This is a genomic window from Rasiella sp. SM2506 (assembly GCF_050859505.1).
GTDB lineage: Bacteria > Bacteroidota > Bacteroidia > Flavobacteriales > Flavobacteriaceae > Marinirhabdus.
Window position 1 is genome coordinate 2,094,814 of record NZ_CP193934.1, and the last position, 25,980, is coordinate 2,120,793.

Genomic DNA, 25,980 nt, shown 5'->3' on the forward strand with positions numbered 1-25,980 from the left:
TTTTTGAATTTTTTAACATTTATTCCTACGTACATTTACACCATCATTACAAACAGAAAAGCGTATTTTTTTTAAAAAATATCTTTTTTTACGTGATGACTTCCCCACAAGATTATAGTACTGTCAAAATTTTTGACATGTGCTTCAAAACAAATTTAACAAAAAGTTTAAGTTGGAATTCCGAAACGTATTTATTTAGTAAATGAATACTTACGTTTAAGACATACATAAGAATTTAATTATAGTATTATGACGACAAAATTACGCAGTATTTTCGTTATTAGATGGGCGCTATTGATGGGGCTATTCATTGCAGGTTCAATAGGAGTTGGCCATGCACAAGTTGTAAATATCGACCCGTCTGGTGGCGTCATTGATAGAAACGGCAATGGAATTATAGAAGAGTCTGATTATTGGACAACTTCAGATAATTTCAGCAAAGAAGAGATTGAAGCTTATAATTCAAAATTGAAGAAGAGAGCTATTCAATACAATAAAAATAATGGATTTAAAGGCCAGAAAGGTATTCAAAATAGAATGGCTATAGGTTCTTGTAATCTCATTAGTTGTGGTTCTTTCTTGTATGAAGATGTTACCTTTACTGCTGATTGGGGTGGAGAAAAAGTGGGGGTTGATGGAAGCGTATATGGTGCAAACGTTGCCTATGATTGTTGGAATGATGTTGGTACGGTTGATTATTCCGAAGGACAATATATTTCATATTCTACTAGTAATGCTAATATTGAAACTCCCGGCTTAATTCAGCAGTCTACATTAGATGGAGGAGGATTTGCGATTTTCTCATTTCAAAATGAAGCTATTAGTCAGAATATATCAGTAGTGCCTAATACCGTTTATGAAGTATGCTTCGAAATTGCAGTAATACCTCGTTATAGAAGTATAAGCAGTAATAATAATAGTGGCACTGTAGAGGAATTTGCTCCAAATTTAAATTTTGGAATATCTTCCGGTGGTATTGTAATAAGCGATCCATTAACGTATACGCATAACGATTTAAATATTCATCCTCTAAGTGATTTTCCATTTAGATTATCTAATGCAACTAGTGGAAATAATGGTGATCAACACCCAGACGGCTACACATTAATAGATCCTTACTGGGAAAATGTTTGTATCACATTCTTAACAAATAATTCAGGTACAGCCACTGTATTTTATCAAACTGGAAATCCAGGTAGATCGGTTGTCTTAGTAGATGGTTTAAGATTAAGTTTAGAAGGATATGCAAATGCACCTGAATTGTCAACTGATAATGCATCTTTCTGTATAAATAGTCCAGTAGATTTAAATGACTATGTGTTACCTCAAACAATTCCTACTGGTGCAGAATTAATATGGAGTACAAATTCAAATCCAACCGTTATAGGAGATCATTTAGCGAATACAACGGTAACACCTCCTGGAACTTGGTATGCTTTCTTTTATAATGCTACTTCTAATTGTTTTTCACCTGTGGCAACATTGGTGTTGTCGAGTTCTGATTTAGATTCGAGTTTTACAAAAGAAAATGTTACTTGCTCTGGAGATAACGATGGATCAATAAATTTAACGATCACTGGAGGCGTTCCTCCTTATGCTTATTCTTGGACTACAAATAATGGTAGTGGATTAAATGCAACCTCTCAAGACCAGAATGGACTTACTGCTGGTACCTATAATGTTCTCGTAACCGATGATAATGGATGTACCACTTCGGAAAGTGTTACCATAGATCAGCCTACAGATTTAGAAGCAGCTATTACAGCTAGTTCAGATGCCGATTGTTTTGGTTCTTCTACTGGAAGTGCTACAGTAACCGCATCAGGTGGAACTCCAGCCTACAGTTATTCTTGGAATACAGTTCCAGTTCAAACTACAGCTACGGCTACTGGTTTGGCAGCAGGAAGTTATACAGTAACGGTAACCGATGCCAATGGATGTACAGAGCAAGCAGTTGCTACTATAGGTCAGGCTACAGATTTAGAGGCAGCTATTACAGCTAGTTCAGATGCCGATTGTTTTGGTTCTTCTACTGGAAGTGCTACAGTAACCGCATCCGGTGGAACTCCCGCCTACAGTTATTCTTGGAATACGGTTCCAGTTCAAACTACAGCTACGGCTACTGGTTTGGCAGCAGGAAGTTATACAGTAACGGTAACCGATGCCAATGGATGTACAGAGCAAGCAGTTGCTACTATAGGTCAGGCTACAGATTTAGAGGCAGCTATTACAGCTAGTTCAGATGCCGATTGTTTTGGTTCTTCTACTGGAAGTGCTACAGTAACCGCATCCGGTGGAACTCCCGCCTACAGTTATTCTTGGAATACGGTTCCAGTTCAAACTACAGCTACGGCTACTGGTTTGGCAGCAGGAAGTTATACAGTAACGGTAACCGATGCCAATGGATGTACAGAGCAAGCAGTTGCTACCATAGGTCAGGCTACAGATTTAGAGGCAGCTATTACAGCTAGTTCAGATGCTGATTGTTTTGGTTCTTCTACTGGAAGTGCTACAGTAACCGCATCCGGTGGAACTCCCGCCTACAGTTATTCTTGGAATACAGTTCCAGTTCAAACTACAGCTACGGCTACTGGTTTGGCAGCAGGAAGTTATACAGTAACGGTAACCGATGCCAATGGATGTACAGAGCAAGCAGTTGCTACTATAGGTCAGGCTACAGATTTAGAGGCAGCTATTACAGCTAGTTCAGATGCCGATTGTTTTGGTTCTTCTACTGGAAGTGCTACAGTAACCGCATCCGGTGGAACTCCCGCCTACAGTTATTCTTGGAATACGGTTCCAGTTCAAACTACAGCTACGGCTACTGGTTTGGCAGCAGGAAGTTATACAGTAACGGTAACCGATGCCAATGGATGTACAGAGCAAGCAGTTGCTACTATAGGTCAGGCTACAGATTTAGAGGCAGCTATTACAGCTAGTTCAGATGCCGATTGTTTTGGTTCTTCTACTGGAAGTGCTACAGTAACCGCATCCGGTGGAACTCCAGCCTACAGTTATTCTTGGAATACAGTTCCAGTTCAAACTACAGCTACGGCTACTGGTTTGGCAGCAGGAAGTTATACAGTAACGGTAACCGATGCCAATGGATGTACAGAGCAAGCAGTTGCTACTATAGGTCAGGCTACAGATTTAGAGGCAGCTATTACAGCTAGTTCAGATGCCGATTGTTTTGGTTCTTCTACTGGAAGTGCTACAGTAACCGCATCCGGTGGAACTCCCGCCTACAGTTATTCTTGGAATACGGTTCCAGTTCAAACTACAGCTACGGCTACTGGTTTGGCAGCAGGAAGTTATACAGTAACGGTAACCGATGCCAATGGATGTACAGAGCAAGCAGTTGCTACCATAGATCAGGCTACAGATTTAGAGGCAGCTATTACAGCTAGTTCAGATGCTGATTGTTTTGGTTCTTCTACTGGAAGTGCTACAGTAACCGCATCCGGTGGAACTCCCGCCTACAGTTATTCTTGGAATACAGTTCCAGTTCAAACTACAGCTACGGCTACTGGTTTGGCAGCAGGAAGTTATACAGTAACGGTAACCGATGCCAATGGATGTACAGAGCAAGCAGTTGCTACTATAGGTCAGGCTACAGATTTAGAGGCAGCTATTACAGCTAGTTCAGATGCCGATTGTTTTGGTTCTTCTACTGGAAGTGCTACAGTAACCGCATCCGGTGGAACTCCAGCCTACAGTTATTCTTGGAATACGGTTCCAGTTCAAACTACAGCTACGGCTACTGGTTTGGCAGCAGGAAGTTATACAGTAACGGTAACCGATGCCAATGGATGTACAGAGCAAGCAGTTGCTACCATAGATCAGGCTACAGATTTAGAGGCAGCTATTACAGCTAGTTCAGATGCTGATTGTTTTGGTTCTTCTACTGGAAGTGCTACAGTAACCGCATCCGGTGGAACTCCCGCCTACAGTTATTCTTGGAATACAGTTCCAGTTCAAACTACAGCTACGGCTACTGGTTTGGCAGCAGGAAGTTATACAGTAACGGTAACCGATGCCAATGGATGTACAGAGCAAGCAGTTGCTACTATAGGTCAGGCTACAGATTTAGAGGCAGCTATTACAGCTAGTTCAGATGCCGATTGTTTTGGTTCTTCTACTGGAAGTGCTACAGTAACCGCATCCGGTGGAACTCCAGCCTACAGTTATTCTTGGAATACGGTTCCAGTTCAAACTACAGCTACGGCTACTGGTTTGGCAGCAGGAAGTTATACAGTAACGGTAACCGATGCCAATGGATGTACAGAGCAAGCAGTTGCTACTATAGGTCAGGCTACAGATTTAGAGGCAGCTATTACAGCTAGTTCAGATGCCGATTGTTTTGGTTCTTCTACTGGAAGTGCTACAGTAACCGCATCCGGTGGAACTCCCGCCTACAGTTATTCTTGGAATACGGTTCCAGTTCAAACTACAGCTACGGCTACTGGTTTGGCAGCAGGAAGTTATACAGTAACGGTAACCGATGCCAATGGATGTACAGAGCAAGCAGTTGCTACTATAGGTCAGGCTACAGATTTAGAGGCAGCTATTACAGCTAGTTCAGATGCCGATTGTTTTGGTTCTTCTACTGGAAGTGCTACAGTAACCGCATCCGGTGGAACTCCAGCCTACAGTTATTCTTGGAATACGGTTCCAGTTCAAACTACAGCTACGGCTACTGGTTTGGCAGCAGGAAGTTATACAGTAACGGTAACCGATGCCAATGGATGTACAGAGCAAGCAGTTGCTACTATAGGTCAGGCTACAGATTTAGAGGCAGCTATTACAGCTAGTTCAGATGCTGATTGTTTTGGTTCTTCTACTGGAAGTGCTACAGTAACCGCATCCGGTGGAACTCCCGCCTACAGTTATTCTTGGAATACAGTTCCAGTTCAAACTACAGCTACGGCTACTGGTTTGGCAGCAGGAAGTTATACAGTAACGGTAACCGATGCCAATGGATGTACAGAGCAAGCAGTTGCTACTATAGGTCAGGCTACAGATTTAGAGGCAGCTATTACAGCTAGTTCAGATGCCGATTGTTTTGGTTCTTCTACTGGAAGTGCTACAGTAACCGCATCCGGTGGAACTCCCGCCTACAGTTATTCTTGGAATACGGTTCCAGTTCAAACTACAGCTACGGCTACTGGTTTGGCAGCAGGAAGTTATACAGTAACGGTAACCGATGCCAATGGATGTACAGAGCAAGCAGTTGCTACTATAGGTCAGGCTACAGATTTAGTGTTAGTAATGAGTTCAGATGATGCAAGTTGTAATAGTGGATCTGATGGGACGGCTACAGCATCAGTATCCGGTGGAACTCCAGCCTACAGTTATTCTTGGAATACAGTTCCAGTTCAAACTACAGCTACGGCTACTGGTTTGGTAGCAGGAAGTTATACAGTAACCGTAACAGATGCCAATGGATGTACAATTAGTGATAGTGTTATGGTAGACGAGCCATCAGAAGTAGAACCACCAATTAGTACAGGTGATATTACTGAATGCGAGGAAGATCCTATTCAGACCTTAGATGCAAATGCTGCTATAACACCAACTCCTGGTCAAACTGTAGTATGGTATAATTCAGCAATATCAGTTACGCCAATCGTAGGACTTCCAACCTTAAGTACCGTTGGAACCATTACCTACTGGGCAGAAGCTTTAAGAGATCAAACTAACTGTGTTAGTTTTACAAGAACAGCGGTTACATTAACCATTAACGCAGCAGCGATTGCACCGATCAGTACAGGTGATATTACTGAATGCGAGGAAGATCCATTACAAACATTAGATGCCAACGATGCTATCACCCCAACACAAGGTCAGACAGTAGTTTGGTACGATGCAGCTACGTTAGGAAATATAGTTCAATCACCGACTTTAAATATAGTAGGTTCAGTAACGTACTGGGCAGAAGGTGTGACAGATCAGTTAGACTGTTCAAGCTTAATGAGAACATCAGTAACGCTTACAATCAACCCAGCAGCAGATGCACCAATTAGTACAGGAGATATTACTGAATGCGAGGAAGATCCATTACAAACATTAGATGCCAATGATGCTATCACCCCAACACAAGGTCAGACAGTAGTTTGGTACGATGCGGCTACGTTAGGAAATATAGTTCAATCACCGACTTTAAATATAGTAGGTTCAGTAACGTACTGGGCAGAAGGTGTGACAGATCAGTTAGACTGTTCAAGCTTAATGAGAACATCAGTAACGCTTACAATCAACCCAGCAGCAGATGCACCAATTAGTACAGGAGATATTACTGAATGCGAGGAAGATCCATTACAAACATTAGATGCCAATGATGCTATCACCCCAACACAAGGTCAGACAGTAGTTTGGTACGATGCGGCTACGTTAGGAAATATAGTTCAATCACCGACTTTAAATATAGTAGGTTCAGTAACGTACTGGGCAGAAGGTGTGACAGATCAGTTAGACTGTTCAAGTTTAATGAGAACATCAGTAACGCTTACAATCAACCCAGCAGCAGATGCGCCAATTAGTACAGGTGACATTACAGAATGTGAGGAAGATCCATTACAGACATTAAATGCGAATGATGCTATTACAGCAACACCGGGTCAGAGTGTAGTATGGTATGATGCCGCTACCGCAGGAAACGTAGTTGCGAATCCAATATTAAATGCAGTAGGTACGGTAACGTACTGGGCAGAGGGCGTAACAGATCAGATAGGATGTTCAAGCTTAACAAGAACAGCCGTGACGTTAACCATCGACCCAGCAGCAGATGCGCCGATAAGTACTGGTGACATTACAGAATGTGAGGAAGATCCATTACAGACATTAGATGCGAATGATGCTATTACAGCAACACCGGGTCAGAGTGTAGTATGGTATGATGCCGCTACCGCAGGAAACGTAGTTGCGAATCCAATATTAAATGCAGTAGGTACGGTAACGTACTGGGCAGAGGGCGTAACAGATCAGATAGGATGTTCAAGTTTAACAAGAACAGCCGTGACGTTAACCATCGACCCAGCAGCAGATGCGCCGATAAGTACTGGTGACATTACAGAATGTGAGGAAGATCCATTACAGACATTAGATGCGAATGATGCTATTACAGCAACACCGGGTCAGAGTGTAGTATGGTATGATGCCGCTACCGCAGGAAACGTAGTTGCGAATCCAATATTAAATGCAGTAGGTACGGTAACGTACTGGGCAGAGGGCGTAACAGATCAGATAGGATGTTCAAGTTTAACAAGAACAGCCGTGACGTTAACCATCGATACAGCAGCAGATGCGCCGATAAGTACAGGTGACATTACAGAATGTGAGGAAGATCCATTACAAACTTTAGATGCGAACGATGCTATTACAGCAACACCGGGTCAGAGTGTAGTATGGTATGATGCCGCTACCGCAGGAAACGTAGTTGCGAATCCAATATTAAATGCAGTAGGTACGGTAACGTACTGGGCAGAGGGCGTAACAGATCAGATAGGATGTTCAAGCTTAACAAGAACAGCCGTGACGTTAACCATCGACCCAGCAGCAGATGCGCCGATAAGTACAGGTGACATTACAGAATGTGAGGAAGATCCATTACAAACTTTAGATGCGAACGATGCTATTACAGCAACACCGGGTCAGAGTGTAGTATGGTATGATGCCGCTACCGCAGGAAACGTAGTTGCGAATCCAATATTAAATGCAGTAGGTACGGTAACGTACTGGGCAGAGGGCGTAACAGATCAGATAGGATGTTCAAGTTTAACAAGAACAGCCGTGACGTTAACCATCGATACAGCAGCAGATGCGCCGATAAGTACAGGTGACATTACAGAATGTGAGGAAGATCCATTACAAACTTTAGATGCGAACGATGCTATTACAGCAACACCGGGTCAGAGTGTAGTATGGTATGATGCCGCTACCGCAGGAAACGTAGTTGCGAATCCAATATTAAATGCAGTAGGTACGGTAACGTACTGGGCAGAGGGCGTAACAGATCAGATAGGATGTTCAAGTTTAACAAGAACAGCCGTGACGTTAACCATCGATACAGCAGCAGATGCGCCGATAAGTACAGGTGACATTACAGAATGTGAGGAAGATCCATTACAAACTTTAGATGCGAACGATGCTATTACAGCAACACCGGGTCAGACAGTAGTATGGTATGACGCCGCTACCGCAGGAAACGTAGTTGCAAATCCAACTTTAAATATAGTAGGTACAGTAACCTACTGGGCAGAAGGTGAAACAACTGGAGGCATTTGTTCAAGTTTGACAAGAACAGCAGTAACGCTAACGATTAATAGTTGCACCATAGCTATTACAAAAGAAGGGATAGTTAATGATGAAAATCAAAGTGGTTGTTCAGAACCTGGTGAGACTATTAGCTACACATTTAAAGTTGTAAATCAAGGTACAGACGCATTAAGTGCAATTGTAGTAGACGACCCATTATTGGGAGGTCTAATTTCAGGACCTGATAGTGGAGATACTAATACCGATGGTTTATTAGATGCAAATGAAATGTGGGTTTATAGCGCTAGTTATGTATTTACTCAAGACGATATAAACGCTGGTGAAGTTATAAATCAAGCAACTGCTTTTGGAGAAGCACCAGACGGAACTCAAGTGTCTGACTTGTCACACCCAACAAGTTTTTCTGATGACCTGCCAACGATAACAACATTATGTCAGATGCCAATGATTTCTTTAGAGAAAACTGGTGAATGGAATGATGAAAATGGAGATGGGGCCACTCAGGTTGGTGAAACCATTTCATACAGTTTCAAAGTGACTAATACAGGATCTGTAACGATTTTCAATATTACAATTGATGATCCATTACCAGGACTTACCATAGAAGGAGGGCCTATAGCAGAACTAGCTCCAGGCGATTTTGATGATACCACATTTACTGCAAGCTACGTAATCACGGAAGCAGATTTAGAAGCAGGAGAAGTTGTGAATCAGGCTACCGCCACTGGTACAGATGCAAATGGTGTTATTGTGAATGATACTTCAGATGATCCATTAAACACAGCAGATGTAGATGACAATGGAGATGGAGAACCAGATGATCCTACTGTAGTGATATTACCACAAGTTCTCCCTACGGAATTTGGAATCTTTAATGGGGTAACTCCAAACAATGATGGGATAAATGATTTCTTTACCATTATCGGTATCGAAAACTTCCCTAACAATAATCTGAAAATTTTTAACAGATGGGGCGTAAAGGTTTATGATGTTGATGGATATGGACAAGGCGAAAAAGTTTTTAGTGGAGTCTCAGACGGACGAGCAACCATTTCTAAAGATGAACAATTACCTACCGGTACCTACTTCTATATTTTAATACGGGTTGATCCAGTGAGTGGCGAACTTCTGGAAGACACAGGGTATTTATATTTAAATAATAATAGATAATTAAAGAAAGCTAGAGTTATAAACTGTTTGCGAATAAAATAGAGTATTATGAAACATACGTATATTCCAATTATAATATTGATAATGCTATCTTCTTTATCGAGTGTAGCACAACAAGATCCACAGTATACACAATACATGTATAATACACAAGTTGTGAATCCCGCCTATGCTGGATCGAGAGACGTGTTAAGTTTTGGGTTGTTGTACAGGTCCCAATGGGTTGGTTTTGACGGCGCGCCAAAAACTGGAACCTTTACTGTTAATTCTCCCATAGGAGCTTTGGATAATATGGGATTAGGTTTGTCTATCACAAGTGATGAAATTGGTCCTGCTAATGAATCGAATATAAACGTAGATTATTCGTATTCGATTCCTGTTTCAGAAACAGGTGAGATTTCATTTGGTGTAAAGGCAGGTATCGATATATTGGATGTAGATTTTTCGAAATTAGACATCTTCGATCCCAATGATCCTTTATTCCAGAATAACGTAGATAATAAGATACAACCACAAATTGGGTCAGGGATTTATTATAACACCAATAAATTTTATGTTGGACTTTCGGTTCCAAATTTTCTTACCACCAAGCATTTTGACGAAAACAGTCTTTCTGGCAGTAATATAGCTTCATCTTCTATTGCAGCAGAGCGGCTACATTACTTTTTGATTGCAGGGTATGTATTTGATCTTGGGGAAAACCTAAAGTTTAAACCCGCCACTTTAGTAAAGGCAGTAAGTGGTTCTCCATTGCAGTGGGATGCTTCGGCTAACTTTTTAATTCATGAAAAATTCACTATTGGTGCTGCTTACAGATGGAGTGCTGCCATTAGCGGTTTAGTTGGTTTCCAGGCAACAGAAGGTCTTTTCTTAGGCTTCGGATATGATTATCAAACTACCGATATAGAAGATTACAGCGATGGGTCGTATGAATTAATACTAAGATTCGATTTATTTAACAGACCTGAAAGGGTTGTAGCACCAAGATTCTTTTAAAAATTTATATTATGAGAAGATTATTACTAAACTTAGGTATTGTTGTATTTGTGGTTGTTAGTTCTCTGAATGTTTTAGCACAGACGGGGAAAGTTAAGAAGGCAAATAAAGATTTTGACCGATATGAATATATAGATGCAAGAGAAATATATATCAAGGTAGTGGAAGATGGCTATGCATCTGCTCAGATATACGAGAATTTGGGAGATACGTATTATTGGAATAGTGATTACAGCAATGCTGCAAAATGGTATAACAAACTTATAAGTGAATTTCCAGAAGAAACAGAGATAGTTTACTTCTATCGTGCATCTCAAGCAAATAAGAGTATAAATAATTCTGAAAATGCAACCCGTTATATGGATATGTATATTGCTCGTGGTGGTGACCCTGGCATTCTTAAAGCCATTAATACGGAGTTTTTAGAATATATTGTTCAATTAAAAAAGGCATCTATTAATACGTCAGCTTCAGATTTTGGACCGTCTTTTTATCAAAATAATGTAGTTTTCGCTTCTACTGGTAAATCAACGGAAGGTGGTAAAATAGCCAAATGGAACGATCAGCCTTTTACAGACTTGTTTATAGCCACCATGGATGAAAATGGAGCGTTAACTAGCGCTACCTCATTGCAGGGAGACGTGAATACCAAATACCATGAATCTACGCCAACCTTTACTAAAGATGGGAAAACCATGTACTTTACCCGTAATAATTTTATTGATGGGAAAAAAGGGAAAGACAAAAATAAGACGATAAAGTTAAAACTCTACAGAGCAACAAAGTCTGATAATGGAAAATGGGAAAACGTTGTTGAACTTCCGTTTAATGACAAAGAGTATTCTATGGCGCATCCAGCGCTAAGCAAGGATGAAAAAAAATTGTATTTTTCTTCAGAAATTCCTGGAGGAATTGGAATGTCAGATATTTATTATGTGGATATCACTGGCGACAACCAATATGGTACCCCTGTGAACCTAGGCCCTGAAGTGAATACGGAAGCAAGAGAATCTTTTCCATTTATAAGCGATAAGAACAATCTGTATTTTTCAAGTGATGGTAGAGGTGGCCTAGGAGGATACGATATTTTTATGGCCAAACTAGATGCTAATGGGGTAGCTTCAAATGTGATGAACATTGGGGAACCTGCAAATAGCTCGAAAGATGATTTTGGATTTATTGTGAATGAAGAAAAACGTTTCGGCTTTTTATCTTCCAACCGCGATGGAGAAGAAGGAAGTATTAATGACGACATTTATCTAGTAAATGAGGATTGTAAAATAACCATTAGCGGGGTGGTGTTCGATGTCGATACCAATGCGCCTATTGCTGGTGCAAATGTAATGTTGCTTGATGAAGAAAATAATGTGATTGATCAAGTTATAGTTGGTGCAGAAGCAACCTATAGTTTTACCGCAGACTGTGAAAAACGCTATGCCGTAAGAGGTACTAAGGAAATGTATGCACCTTACGAGCAAATAATTCAAACGCCTAATAAAACGAGTGTGGTTGAAGTGCCGATTCCACTAAAAACATTGGACCCATGTCCACCAGACGATTTAGGGTGTCGTCTAGATTTACAGCCTATTTATTTTGATTTTGATAGATTTAATATCCGTCCAGATGCAGAGATTGAATTGGCCAAAATTTTATCAGCCATGCGTGTATATCCTGAATTGAAAATTGATATTGAGTCGCATACAGATGCAAGAGCTCCAAAACGTTACAATGAAATTTTAAGTGAGCGTAGAGCGCAATCTACCTTAAAGTGGTTAGTAGCTAAAGGAATAGATAAAAGCAGACTTACAGCCAAAGGATACGGAGAAAACCAATTGGTTAACAAATGTGCAGATGGTGTAGCTTGTACCGAAGAAGAGCACCAGTTAAATAGACGTTCTATGTTTATTATTGTAAACTAAGATCAGAAATTATAGCGTACTTATTAAAAAAGCACCAATATCATTGGTGCTTTTTTAATATAGAAGAATCTAGTTATTATTTTAAAATATTAGTAGTTGTTAACAGCTCAAGAACTATTCATACTGTGAGCTTCTTCATAAGAGCAATTCTGAATGAATCAATTTTATGTCTGTATAAATGCAAAAGTATAGTAGGGATGTGTCCAACTTTCGTACTGTTAAGACAAACATGCAAATTGAGCAATACAAGAGATCATTTTTATAGTAATTCAATTTAATTGTTTTAAAAAGATTCTTGCAAATTTGGAATGCATATGTTAAATATAGAATAGGCTACCTTAAATTTTATATTTTTTTTCTTCCTACAAAGAAAATACTGTTGGTCGTAAATACGAGTATTTTATCTGTCTTTAAACACTGATTCCGACTATTACTACTTCTTAGATGGGGGTAAATTTCTTGTAATTTTGATGAAAATTTATAGGAAAAAACCATTTTATACTACCTTCCATAGGCTGTTTAATACTATGGTTAACTGATGAATAATCACTTTGAGTTGCAAATCTTCCCACAAAATGATGCCTTTATAACACTAGGTGATCAAAGGTGTTGTATATATATTTATAGCAAGTTGTCCTACAAAAAAAAGAAATGAAAAATGGCAAATCCGTGTAGTTCACCGAGTATTTCTTACAAGTTAGCTAAAAGGTGAGTTTCATGAAATCTATACTTTAGTTTGTACCGTATATTTGACACTATGTAAGATTAAAATGCAGTTGAGGCATTTTATTTTCAAATAACAAAAATAAGATTGTATGCATAAAATTACTTTGTTTCCAGAAAGGATGGGATTAAATAAATGGCTAACATTAGTGGTCTTTTTATTCGCCATCACATCAATATTTGGACGTCCTGTTCCAAAGGATTCTAGTTTTTCTGATATCTATTCAGAAAACATATCGTACTTATCGTATGCAAATGTTTCGATTTTTACGGAAGATAGTGCTATTAATTCGGCGAACGCTGTAGATGTCTTAACAGAGACGGGTTGGTTCTTCGAATGTGGTGATGATAAAAGAGTAGACGAATACGGTTTCAATGCAAATGGAAATACAACCACTTCTAGTGGAACGTTGCCAGATGCATCAAGCATATTTAAGTATGCTGTTGAAGTTGTATATAAAGGTGGAAACCCTGGGTCTTCAATCACCATTAAAGATTCTTCAAATAATTCTCATACATTACAACGCTCTGTACCTTTTGGAAGTAGCAGTAATATTTGGGTGTACCGTGGTGTAATTAATGGAAGTACAAGCTCGGTAACCTATACCAATAGTAACGCAACTACCAAACTGCAATCTATGGTAGTGTATGCGTTCAGAAATATTGCCGGTGCTTCAGGAAGCTCGGGTGTTTTTACAAACCGTAGTGGTTATAATGATATTCAAACCATTACCATACAGGTTCCTAGTCATCCAGTTCCAAGAGATTTAGTTATTGAAACTCCAATTTCTGAAATGACCACAGACAATAGATATCTATTGTTAAAGGCTTCTGCTGAAATTAATCCTGGTGTTTTTACCACAGACCAAATCTTTTTATACGGACCAGATGCCAGCCTTCCAGAAGGTTCTTGTTGTTTAACTATTCCCGTACTTGTTTTAAACGATGTGCCTGGAGATGTTACTGAAGTTGTTGTAACAATTGATACAAGACATAATCAAAACGGACAGAATGTAAATGGTCAATCTTGGGTTATCGCTGCAGGTGTAAATGTGGATGCCATGTGTGCAAATAATCCAGACATCGCCTTGATAAAGACGGGTGTTTTTGATGATAATAATGGAGATGGAGTAGCGCAACAAGGTGAAACCGTTACCTATAGTTTTACCGTTACCAATACGGGAGAAACAGATTTAAACGATATTGTAGTAAACGATCCTTTAGTTACCGTTAATGGATCTTTGGCTTTTTTAGCTCCCGGACAATCCAATAGTACAGCATTTACAGCTACCTACACTATTACTCAAAGCGATGTTTTAGCAGGATTTGTTGAAAATCAAGCCTTCGTAAGCGGTTGCTACGAGTCTATGCCAGTAGATCCAGATGGAAACTGTAGTGGGAAAGTAACTTCATTAGTATTAGAATATCAAGGAAACGTTATTGACGGAACTATTAAAGTTGTTCAGCACGATGGTCAAGTAGTATTTGAAGATGTTGTCCAGCCAGGAGAGCGTTTCGAATTTTTTGGACAGGATCCGCCACAAAATACATTAGGACCAAAAGTTAATCTTTACATCAACAATACCTTTGTTCAAGAAATTCATACAAGTTGTTCTATTCCAATCGGACCCGGATCTGTATTCGGAGATTTCGAGGTTATAAGTGGAACAAGCAGAAACAACGGACCTTTAGTGCCTGTTGCCGGAGACGGTTGTGTTGCAGATGCAACAGACCTTTCCGACGATAACAGTAACGATCAAGACGATCCTACCGTAGTGCCGCTTCCTGGGCCACAACCATTACCTAGAGACTGTAATTGCTCTTTGCTTTATAAAAGCTCTAGTTTTACCAATCCACAATTAATTGCAGGAACTGCAAAACAAGAAGGTGCTGTTTATAGATTCGCAAATGTATTTCCTAACAATCCACACGGAACTACATTAGATGCACTTGTTAGAATTGAAGACTTCGCAGGAGGCGCTTCTCTCTTAGATATTGATGTGACAACTTCTGGCTTGCCAGAATATTTCCAGCCTAGAATTAACAGTACCAATTCGCTTGATCAAAGTGTATTGTTTAGTATCACTTTTGTAACATCTGGCGGTAACTACGGAAATGAAGTAGATATTTCTTTTTATGCAACTCCGTTAGATATTGATGGTGATAGCCAAATAACTCGTGAATATGCAGAATTATCTTTACCAGATGCCTATTATGTAAATACAAATACCTTATTAAATGTAAACCACAACGCAACAACAGTTCGTGGTACTGCAAATAGCGTTACTACAGCCCCCGGTGGTGACGTTTCATTAGATCCTAGATTTACATTCAGTTCTTTTTATGAAACGGAGTCTTCACTTTTTTACCGTATAGGTAAATTAGATGGTAATGATGATCGCTACTACTCTTTAAATATGAGTTGTGCAGAATTTAATAAGCCAGATACTGTAATTCTTACCTACCCTGTTATTTGTGGTACTGTTAGTGATGAAAGTGGAAATCCACTGGAAAACGTAGAGATTGATGTTACTGGTAGTGACGGAAGCTCTCAAACAGTTTTTACAGATGCTAATGGTGATTATAAAGCTGTAGCTGAAATCCCTGAAAACTCGGTGGATGTAACCTATCAAATTGTTGAAAACGACCTACCGGGATATGTTTCAATTTCTGATGTTGACGGCGCAAACGACAATTTAATTACAAGAATAATAAATGTTGAGTCTTCTTGCGGAAATGATTTCGTAGATGGATTTGAAGTTATACTAGAACTTGTAACCAAAACAGATATACTTTGTAACGGAGATAATACAGGATCTATTACTGTAACCACTACCGGTGGCGTACCTCCCTATATGTATACCTTAAATGGTGGAGCTCCACAGGGGTCGCCTACCTTCAACAATTTAGTTGCAGGAAACTACAACATTGTAGTGACTGATTCTCTTGGGAATACAGATTCACTTTTGGTGAATTTAACCCAACCAGAACCTATCAATATTGAATTAACCAAAACAAATGCTACAGCCACTTCATTGTGTACAAATGGTACTGCAACGGCAACCGTAACGGGTGGAGTTGGACCTTATTCTTACCAATGGGACGATCCAAACAATCAAACAACTGCCACAGCTACTGGTTTGTCTGCAAGTATCTTGGGTGGAACAACCTATACAGTAGTCGTTACAGATGAGAATGGTTGTGTTGATGAACAAAGCATTATTATTACCTGTGTTCAAAATTGTGACGCCGTAATTAGTGTTGATGACGTAACTAATGTTTTGTGTAAAGATGACAATACAGGTGATGCTACGGTTTCTGCTAGTTCAGCAGCCAATCCGGGAGCAACTTTTACCTTCACATGGAATACCACGCCACCACAAATTAATGCTGGAGTTACTAGTAGTACTATTTCAAATCAATTGGCAGGAGTTTACACCGTAAGTGTTACTATAGACGGAACCTTATGTCAGCCTGTTGAAGAAAGTATCACTATTACACAGCCTTCAACCGCAGTAGCTGTTACTGCCACAGCAACAGACGAAACTGGCCCTACAACAAATGATGGTACAGCCACGGCAAATCCATCTGGAGGAATCCCGCCTTATACTTATTTATGGAGTCCAGGAGGAGAAACAACACAAACTATTACTGGTTTAAGTGATGGCGTTTATACAGTAACTGTTACAGATGCGAACGGTTGTCAGGCAACAACGCAAGTGACCGTAAATGATGGAGATTGTAACAATTTATCGGTAACTGCTTCAAGTACGCCAGTATCTTGTAATGATGGTAATGATGGGACAGCAACTGCAAATCCAACAGGTGGTCTAGGTAATTTCACCTATATGTGGAGTCCTGGTGGACAAACTACTCAGACAATTTCAGGATTAACAGCAGGTGTTTACACAGTGACTGTAACAGATACAGATACCCTATGTACAGCAACAAGCTCTACTACTGTAAATCAGCCTACCCAACTTACATCTGGAATAGCAGTAACAAATGTTGCTTGTTTCGGAGAAAGCACAGGGTCATTAGACTTAACAGTAAGTGGAGGAACTCCGGGGTATACGTATTTATGGAGTCCTGGTGGACAAACCACACAAGATATTTCTAACCTTACTGCGGGTGTGTACTCTGTACAAGTTACAGACGCTAACGGTTGTATTTTAAATGATTCAGCAACGGTAGGAGAACCTGCAACAGCTCTTGATCTTGCTATTACTTCGCAAACAGACAACCTTTGTACAACTACACTTGGATCTGTAACTGTTGAAGCTTCAGGCGGAACCGCACCTTATAATTATACCATAAATGGTGGTGCACCTCAAGCGTCAGGTACCTTTAATAACTTAACAGCAGGTACGTATACTGTTGCCGTTGTAGATGGTAATGTTTGTACCGATACCGTAGAAGTAACCATACTTGAAAACTGTACCATCGCAGTAAACGATTTCCGCGATACCGTTGTGAATGTTCCAATTACCGGAAATGTACTTATTAACGATGAAGATTTAGAAGGAGACGATCAGGTAGTAACTACGCTTACGGTTACTTCAGACCAGGGAGTTGTTGTAAACATAGCACCTGACGGAACTTTTACCTATAACCCGCCAACAGATTATGTTGGAGGAGACTTCTTTATGTATTCAATTGAAGATAATGGAAACCCACAGGCTACAGATTCTGCTACGGTATTCATTAGAATCAACCCATTAGGACAAAACAATACCATTGCCAATGCCGATGCTGTATTTACTGAAGTAAATGTTGCTATCCCTGGGAATGTATTAACGAACGACGTAGATCTTGAAGGAGATACCCAGACTGTAACCAACCCGGGAACCTATACGTTACCAGGAGGAGTTCTGGTATTGAATGCTGACGGAACCTTTATATATACGCCAAACCCTGGCTTTACAGGAACCGATACCTTCACCTATGATATTATAGATGATAATGTAAATCCAGCAACCGATAGTGCTGTCCTTACTATTACAGTGGTAGGTGATCCGGCAACGAATTATACTTTTGCTGTGGATGATGGCTACGGTGGAAACCAAGGCGCTACGATTACAGGAAATGTACTAGACAACGATTTTGATCCGGAAGGAGACGATCAGTTTGTAGATATCGCTATTAGTCCATCAAACGGACCAGCGTTTGGTACCGTTACCTTGAATGCAGACGGAACCTTTACGTATGTTCCTAATGATCCTGCTTTCTTCGGAAACGATAGTTTTGTGTATTCTATCTTCGATAATGGTTCACCAGTAGCAACAGATTCTGCAACGGTGAGTATTCTTATTGCAGGACAGAACACAACTATTGCAGTAAACGATTTCCGCGATACCGTTGTGAATGTTCCAATTACAGGAAATGTACTTATTAACGATGAAGATTTAGAAGGAGACGATCAGGTAGTAACTACGCTTACCGTTACTTCAGACCAGGGAGTTGTTGTAAACATAGCACCTGACGGAACTTTTACCTATAACCCGCCAACAGATTATGTTGGAGGAGACTTCTTTATGTATTCAATTGAAGATAATGGAAACCCACAGGCTACAGATTCTGCTACGGTATTCATTAGAATCAACCCATTAGGACAAAACAATACCATTGCCAATGCCGATGCTGTATTTACTGAAGTAAATGTTGCTATCCCTGGGAATGTATTAACGAACGACGTAGATCTTGAAGGAGATACCCAGACTGTAACCAACCCGGGAACCTATACGTTACCAGGAGGAGTTCTGGTATTGAATGCTGACGGAACCTTTATATATACGCCAAACCCTGGCTTTACAGGAACCGATACCTTCACCTATGATATTATAGATGATAATGTAAATCCAGCAACCGATAGTGCTGTCCTTACTATTACAGTGGTAGGTGATCCGGCAACGAATTATACTTTTGCTGTGGATGATGGCTACGGTGGAAACCAAGGCGCTACGATTACAGGAAATGTACTAGACAACGATTTTGATCCGGAAGGAGACGATCAGTTTGTAGATATCGCTATTAGTCCATCAAACGGACCAGCGTTTGGTACCGTTACCTTGAATGCAGACGGAACCTTTACGTATGTTCCTAATGATCCTGCTTTCTTCGGAAACGATAGTTTTGTGTATTCTATCTTCGATAATGGTTCACCAGTAGCAACAGATTCTGCAACGGTGAGTATTCTTATTGCAGGACAGAACACAACTATTGCAGTAAACGATTTCCGCGATACCGTTGTGAATGTTCCAATTACAGGAAATGTACTTATTAACGATGAAGATTTAGAAGGAGACGATCAGGTAGTAACTACGCTTACCGTTACTTCAGACCAGGGAGTTGTTGTAAACATAGCACCTGACGGAACTTTTACCTATAACCCGCCAACAGATTATGTTGGAGGAGACTTCTTTATGTATTCAATTGAAGATAATGGAAACCCACAGGCTACAGATTCTGCTACGGTATTCATTAGAATCAACCCATTAGGACAAAACAATACCATTGCCAATGCCGATGCTGTATTTACTGAAGTAAATGTTGCTATCCCTGGGAATGTATTAACGAACGACGTAGATCTTGAAGGAGATACCCAGACTGTAACCAACCCGGGAACCTATACGTTACCAGGAGGAGTTCTGGTATTGAATGCTGACGGAACCTTTATATATACGCCAAACCCTGGCTTTACAGGAACCGATACCTTCACCTATGATATTATAGATGATAATGTAAATCCAGCAACCGATAGTGCTGTCCTTACTATTACAGTGGTAGGTGATCCGGCAACGAATTATACTTTTGCTGTGGATGATGGCTACGGTGGAAACCAAGGCGCTACGATTACAGGAAATGTACTAGACAACGATTTTGATCCGGAAGGAGACGATCAGTTTGTAGATATCGCTATTAGTCCATCAAACGGACCAGCGTTTGGTACCGTTACCTTGAATGCAGACGGAACCTTTACGTATGTTCCTAATGATCCTGCTTTCTTCGGAAACGATAGTTTTGTGTATTCTATCTTCGATAATGGTTCGCCAGTAGCAACAGATTCTGCTACGGTGAGTATTCTTATTGCAGGACAGAATTTAATCCTAGCAATAGACGATATTAACGATACGTTTGTAAACCTTCCAGTAAGTGGAAGCGTAGCAACCAACGATATTAATACAGATGGACCAATAGGTACTGAAGTGTTTACACTGGTAACAGGTCCTACCAATGGAACGTTAACTTTTAACCCTGACGGAACCTATACCTATAACCCAACCATGGATTTTGTAGGAGAAGATACGTTTGTGTATCAGATATGTGATGGTGGAAATCCAGTCGCTTGTGATACAGCAACGGTGTATATTGAAGTACAACCTTTAGGAAGTTCAGGAAATGAGCCGCCAATTGCGAATACCGATACGAATAGCACTCAGGTAAACACACCCGTAGATGGAAACGTATTGCCAAACGATTACGATCCGGATAACGATCCAATCGTAGTGACAGGAAACACAGACCCTGCCAATGGTGATGTTACAGTAAATCCTGATGGAAGCTATACGTATACACCAGATCAAGGATTTACAGGCGAAGATACCTTCACCTATACTATCTGTGATAACGGAAACCCTGCACTTTGTGATACAGCTACGGTAACGATACAAGTATTAGGAAGTCCAGACAATATCACTACTGCGGTAGACGATGCCTACTACGGTTTCCCAGATACAGATATTACAGGAAACGTATTGGATAACGATACCGATCCAGAAAATGATACCCAAACGGTAGATGTTTCAGTAAGCCCATCAAACGGACCATCAAATGGAACCGTAGTGTTGAATGCAGACGGAACGTTCACCTATACACCTACTACAGGATTTACAGGAACCGACAGTTTTGTCTATGAGATTTTTGACGATAACGCAACTGTAGCAAGAGATATAGCAACCGTTTATATTTCTATTGCAAATGCGGCAAACGAGATCTTAGCGATAGACGATTTCAATGATACGTTTGTAAACCTTCCAGTAACTGGAGACGTAGGGACAAATGATATTAATACAGACGGTCCAGCAGGCACTGAAATATTTACACTAGTAACAGGTCCTACCAATGGAACATTAACTTTCAATCCTGACGGAACCTATACCTATAACCCAACCATGGATTTTGTAGGGGAAGATTCGTTTGTATACCAAGTGTGTGATGGTGGAAGCCCAATAGCTTGTGATACAGCAACGGTGTATATTGAAGTACAACCTTTAGGTAGCCCAGGAAATGAGCCGCCAGTTGCGAATGCCGATACGAATAGCACTCAGGTAAACACACCCGTAGACGGAAACGTATTGCCAAACGATTACGATCCAGACAACGATCCAATCGTAGTGACAGGAAACACAGACCCTGCCAATGGTGATGTTACAGTAAATCCTGATGGAAGCTATACGTATACACCAGATCAAGGATTTACAGGCGAAGATACCTTCACCTATACTATCTGTGATAACGGAAACCCTGCACTTTGTGATACAGCTACGGTAACGATACAAGTATTAGGAAGTCCAGATAACATCACTACAGCGGTAGACGATGCTTACTATGGTTTCCCAGATACAGATATTACAGGAAACGTATTGGATAACGATACCGATCCAGAAAATGATACTCAGACGGTAGATGTTTCAGTAAGCCCATCAAACGGTCCATCAAATGGAACGGTAGTATTGAATGCAGACGGAACGTTCACCTATACACCTACTACAGGATTTACAGGAAGCGACAGTTTTGTCTATGAGATTTTTGACGATAACGCAACTGTAGCAAGAGATATAGCAACCGTTTATATTTCTATTGCAGCGCCAGGAAACGAGATCTTAGCAGTGGACGATATTAACGATACGTTTGTAAACCTTCCAGTAAGTGGAAGCGTAGCAACCAATGATGAAAACTACGACGGTCCAGCAGGTACTGAAGTATTTACTCTAGTAAGTGGCCCAACAGCAGGAGGTACATTAACCTTTAATGCAGATGGAACGTATGATTATATTCCGGCTAACGATTATGTAGGGGATGATACTTTTGTATATCAAATATGTGATGGTGGAAATCCAATTGCTTGTGATACGGCAACAGTTACTATTACCGTTGTAGATAATCCAATCATTGGAAACGATCCACCAGTAGCCATCAACGATGTGAATATTACTGAAGTTGGTGTTCCAGTAGATGGAAATGTATTGGTAAACGATTTCGATCCAGATCTTGGTGATATTATTTCAGTGACGGTAAATACAAATCCATCAAATGGAACTGTAACCGTAGCTCCAAACGGAGATTATACTTACACACCTAACGGAACATTTGAAGGAGTTGATACTTTTGAATATACTATCTGTGACGATGCAAACCCATCACTTTGTGATACAGCAATCGTAACCATTTATGTAATTGGTAATCCAGGAAATATAACGGTAGCAAATGACGACGCCTATTATGGAGAAGTAAATACAGGTGTTACCGGAAACGTATTGGACAACGATAGCGATCCTGAAGGTAATGACCAAACACTAAATGTTGGAACTACTCCTGTTTCAGGACCCTCTAATGGTACTGTAGTAGTAAATGCCGATGGTTCATTTATATACACACCGGGAGCAGACTTCACAGGAAATGATCAATTTGTCTATGAAATTTTCGATAACGGAAGCCCAGTTGCAACAGATCAGGCAACAGTATATATTTTGATAGCGCAAACACCAGCTCCAGCCATTGCGATTGTAAAATCCGGATTGTTTATAGATGGAGACAATGATGCTTGTGCAGATGAAGATGAGATTATCCGTTATACATTCGAAGTGACTAACCAAGGTAATGTGCCATTAGGTAGTATTTTGGTTACAGATCCATTATTGGAAGCACCAAATCCTTTAGTAGCCATAACATTTGTTGGTGGTGATACCAATGGAAATGATATGCTAGATCTTGATGAAACTTGGACGTATACAGCAGATTACGCATTAACGCAAGAAGATATTGATTTAGGAACTGTAACAAATCAAGCTACGGCTACAGGTACTGATGAAGATGGAACCATAGTTAGTGATCTTTCCGATGAAGTTTCTGTAACGGATAATAATCCAACGGTAACTCCAGTATGTCAATCACCAGTAATTGCGATTCTGAAAACAGGCGTGTTTATGGATGGCGATGGTGACCAATGTGCAGATCCGGGAGAGTCTATAGACTACACATTTACCGTAACAAACGAAGGAAACGTAAGCTTGTCTACCATAACAGTAACCGATCCATTATTAGAAGCACCAAATCCAGTAGTAGCCATTGTGTTCGCTGGCGGTGATACCGATGGTGATCTGGAACTGGATGTAGACGAAACCTGGACCTATACTGCCAGTTACGCTATCACACAAGCTGATATTGATACGGGAAGTGTAACCAACCAGGCAACAGCTACCGGTACTGCACCAGATAGCACAGTAGTAACCGATCTTTCCGATGAAGTTTCTGTAACGGATAATAATCCAACGGTAACTCCAATATGTCAGAGCCCAGTGATAGCAATTCTGAAAACAGGCGTATTTATGGATGGCGATGGTGACCAATGTGCAGATCCGGGAGAGTCCATAGACTACACATTTACCGTAACAAACGAAGGAAACGTAAGCTTGTCTACCATAACAGTAACCGATCCATTATTAGAAGCACCAAATCCAGTAGTAGCCATTGTGTTCGCTGGCGGTGATGCCGATGGTGATCTGGAACTGGATGTAGACGAAACCTGGACCTATACTGCCAGCTACGCTATCACACAAGCTGATATCGATACGGGAAGTGTAACCAACCAGGCAACAGCTACCGGTACTGCACCAGATACCACAGTAGTAACCGACCTTTCAGATGAAGTTTCTGTAACTGGTAACGACCCAACCATTACACCGTTATGTCAAGCTGGTGCAATTGCCATAGTGAAGACAGGTATTATAGTTGATGGTGGTGGATGTCCGGAAGATGGAGATATTATTACCTATACATTTATGGTGACGAATCAAGGAAACGTAACAATAGACAATGTGGTAGTGACCGATCCATTATTGGAAGCACCAAACCCAATAGTAGCCATAGTGTTCGTTGGAGGTGATACCGATGGTGATTTAGAACTAGACTCAAATGAAACTTGGGAATACACCGCAGATTATGTGATTACACAAGCTAATGTAGATGCTGGTGAGGTAGTTAACCAAGCAACGGCGGAAGGTACACTTCCATCAAATGCAGTGGTAACCGATCTTTCACATCCAGTTGATGTTACTCTGGATGAACCAACAGTTATTACTATCTGTCAAACTCCTGTGATTGCATTGATCAAAACAGGTGTGTTTAATGACTTGAATGGTGATGGTTGTGCAAGTCCTAAAGAAACAATTACCTATAGTTTTGAGGTATTCAACTTAGGAAATGTAACCTTGTTCAACGTAGATATTGAAGATGATTTAGTAAATGTGTTAGGAGGGCCTATAACGCTTGCCCCTAATACTACAGACGCTACTTCATTCTCTGCGACGTACTCCATAACACAAGCAGATATTAACGCTGGATTTGTGGAGAACCAAGCCATAGTTACTGGTACTTCACAATTAGGTGATGTGGTTATGGACGATTCGGATGACGATAGTGAGTTTGATGGTGATCCTACGATAACAACACTTTGTCAAGGTGCTGCTATCGCGATTATCAAAACAGCAGAAGCTGTAGATCAAAATGGCGATGGTTGTATTGACTTAGGAGAGTCTATATTGTATGAATTTATTGTAAAGAACACAGGAAATGTAGTGTTGACCAATGTACTAGTAACCGATCCATTGGTTGCTGTTACTGGAGGTCCAATTACATTAAACCCTAATGATTCAGATTCTGATACTTTTAGAGCCGAATATTTTGTAACTCAAGAAGATGTAAATGCAGGTATCGTACTAAATCAAGCTATCGCTGAAGGTACCACACCAACAGGCACTATTGTATCCGACTTCTCAGATAATGATAGCTTTATTCAGGATGAGCCTACAGAGATAGGATTATGTCAAGATCCAAGAATTTCATTAGAGAAAGAAGGAATCTTTAACGACGATAACGGAGATGGTATACCACAACCTGGTGAAACGATATCCTATATGTTCTCTATTGAAAATACTGGTAACGTTACGTTGTTTAATGTTGTTATCACAGATGATGACTTAGAAGGTATTGTCATTACAGGAGATCCTATTCCTGTATTGCTAGCCGGAGAGATTAATGAATCTTATTCAGCAGTATACGCTATTAACCAGACTGATATAGAAAATGGACAAGTGCTTAACCAAGCCTTAGTACAAGGAACTACAACAGACGGAACTGATGTTGAAGATACCTCAGATGATCCTAATGATCTTACAAATACCGATATCGATGGTGACGGAGATCCAGATGATCCAACTGTAGTAATTTTACCAAATGTATTACCAGAATTTCCTTTTGAAATATTCAACGGTATTACACCAGATGCAGATGGTCTTAACGATTTCTTTAGAGTTGTAGGAATTGAAAACTTCCCAGACAACAATATGAAAATCTATAACCGTTGGGGTGTACTAGTATGGGAAACCGATGGATACGGTGGAGCAAGCGGTTCAGACAATGTATTTGAAGGATTCTCTAACGGTAGAGCTACTATTCAGGATAATAAGTTATTACCAACAGGTACGTACTTCTATATCTTAGTAAGACAGGATCCTAATTCTGGAGATACTTTAAAGGACAACGGTTACCTGTACATTAATAGATAATTAGCAATTGAAAATAAAATCCTGAGCAGTTAGTCTGCTCAGGTTTAAAATAC

4 protein-coding genes are annotated in these 25,980 nt (G+C 40.3%); all 4 read left to right on the forward strand.

The genetic code is table 11. The annotated features are described in order from the left end of the window. Positions 1-249: 249 nt before the first annotated feature. On the forward strand, positions 250-9,444 hold the full coding sequence (locus ACQ2HF_RS09585) for a DUF7507 domain-containing protein (RefSeq protein ID WP_432410206.1): 9,195 nt from the start codon (positions 250-252) through the stop codon (positions 9,442-9,444). 48 nt (positions 9,445-9,492) lie between these two features. Continuing rightward, positions 9,493-10,440, forward strand: a complete 948-nt coding sequence (locus ACQ2HF_RS09590; protein WP_432410207.1) for a PorP/SprF family type IX secretion system membrane protein — start codon at positions 9,493-9,495, stop codon at positions 10,438-10,440. Between the two features lie 11 nt (positions 10,441-10,451). Next, positions 10,452-12,359: an OmpA family protein gene (locus ACQ2HF_RS09595; protein WP_432410208.1), complete on the forward strand. Its 1,908-nt coding sequence runs from the start codon at positions 10,452-10,454 to the stop codon at positions 12,357-12,359. Between the two features lie 815 nt (positions 12,360-13,174). Next, positions 13,175-25,927: an Ig-like domain-containing protein gene (locus tag ACQ2HF_RS09600; RefSeq protein ID WP_432410209.1), complete on the forward strand. Its 12,753-nt coding sequence runs from the start codon at positions 13,175-13,177 to the stop codon at positions 25,925-25,927. The last annotated feature ends 53 nt before the right edge of the window (positions 25,928-25,980 follow it).

Bases quoted from the DNA above. Each gene is read 5' to 3' on its own strand.
- ACQ2HF_RS09600 (WP_432410209.1), top strand. From the start codon at position 13,175: ATGCATAAAATTACTTTGTTTCCAGAAAGGATGGGATTAAATAAATGG.
- ACQ2HF_RS09590 (WP_432410207.1), top strand. From the start codon at position 9,493: ATGAAACATACGTATATTCCAATTATAATATTGATAATGCTATCTTCT.
- ACQ2HF_RS09585 (WP_432410206.1), top strand. From the start codon at position 250: ATGACGACAAAATTACGCAGTATTTTCGTTATTAGATGGGCGCTATTG.
- ACQ2HF_RS09595 (WP_432410208.1), top strand. From the start codon at position 10,452: ATGAGAAGATTATTACTAAACTTAGGTATTGTTGTATTTGTGGTTGTT.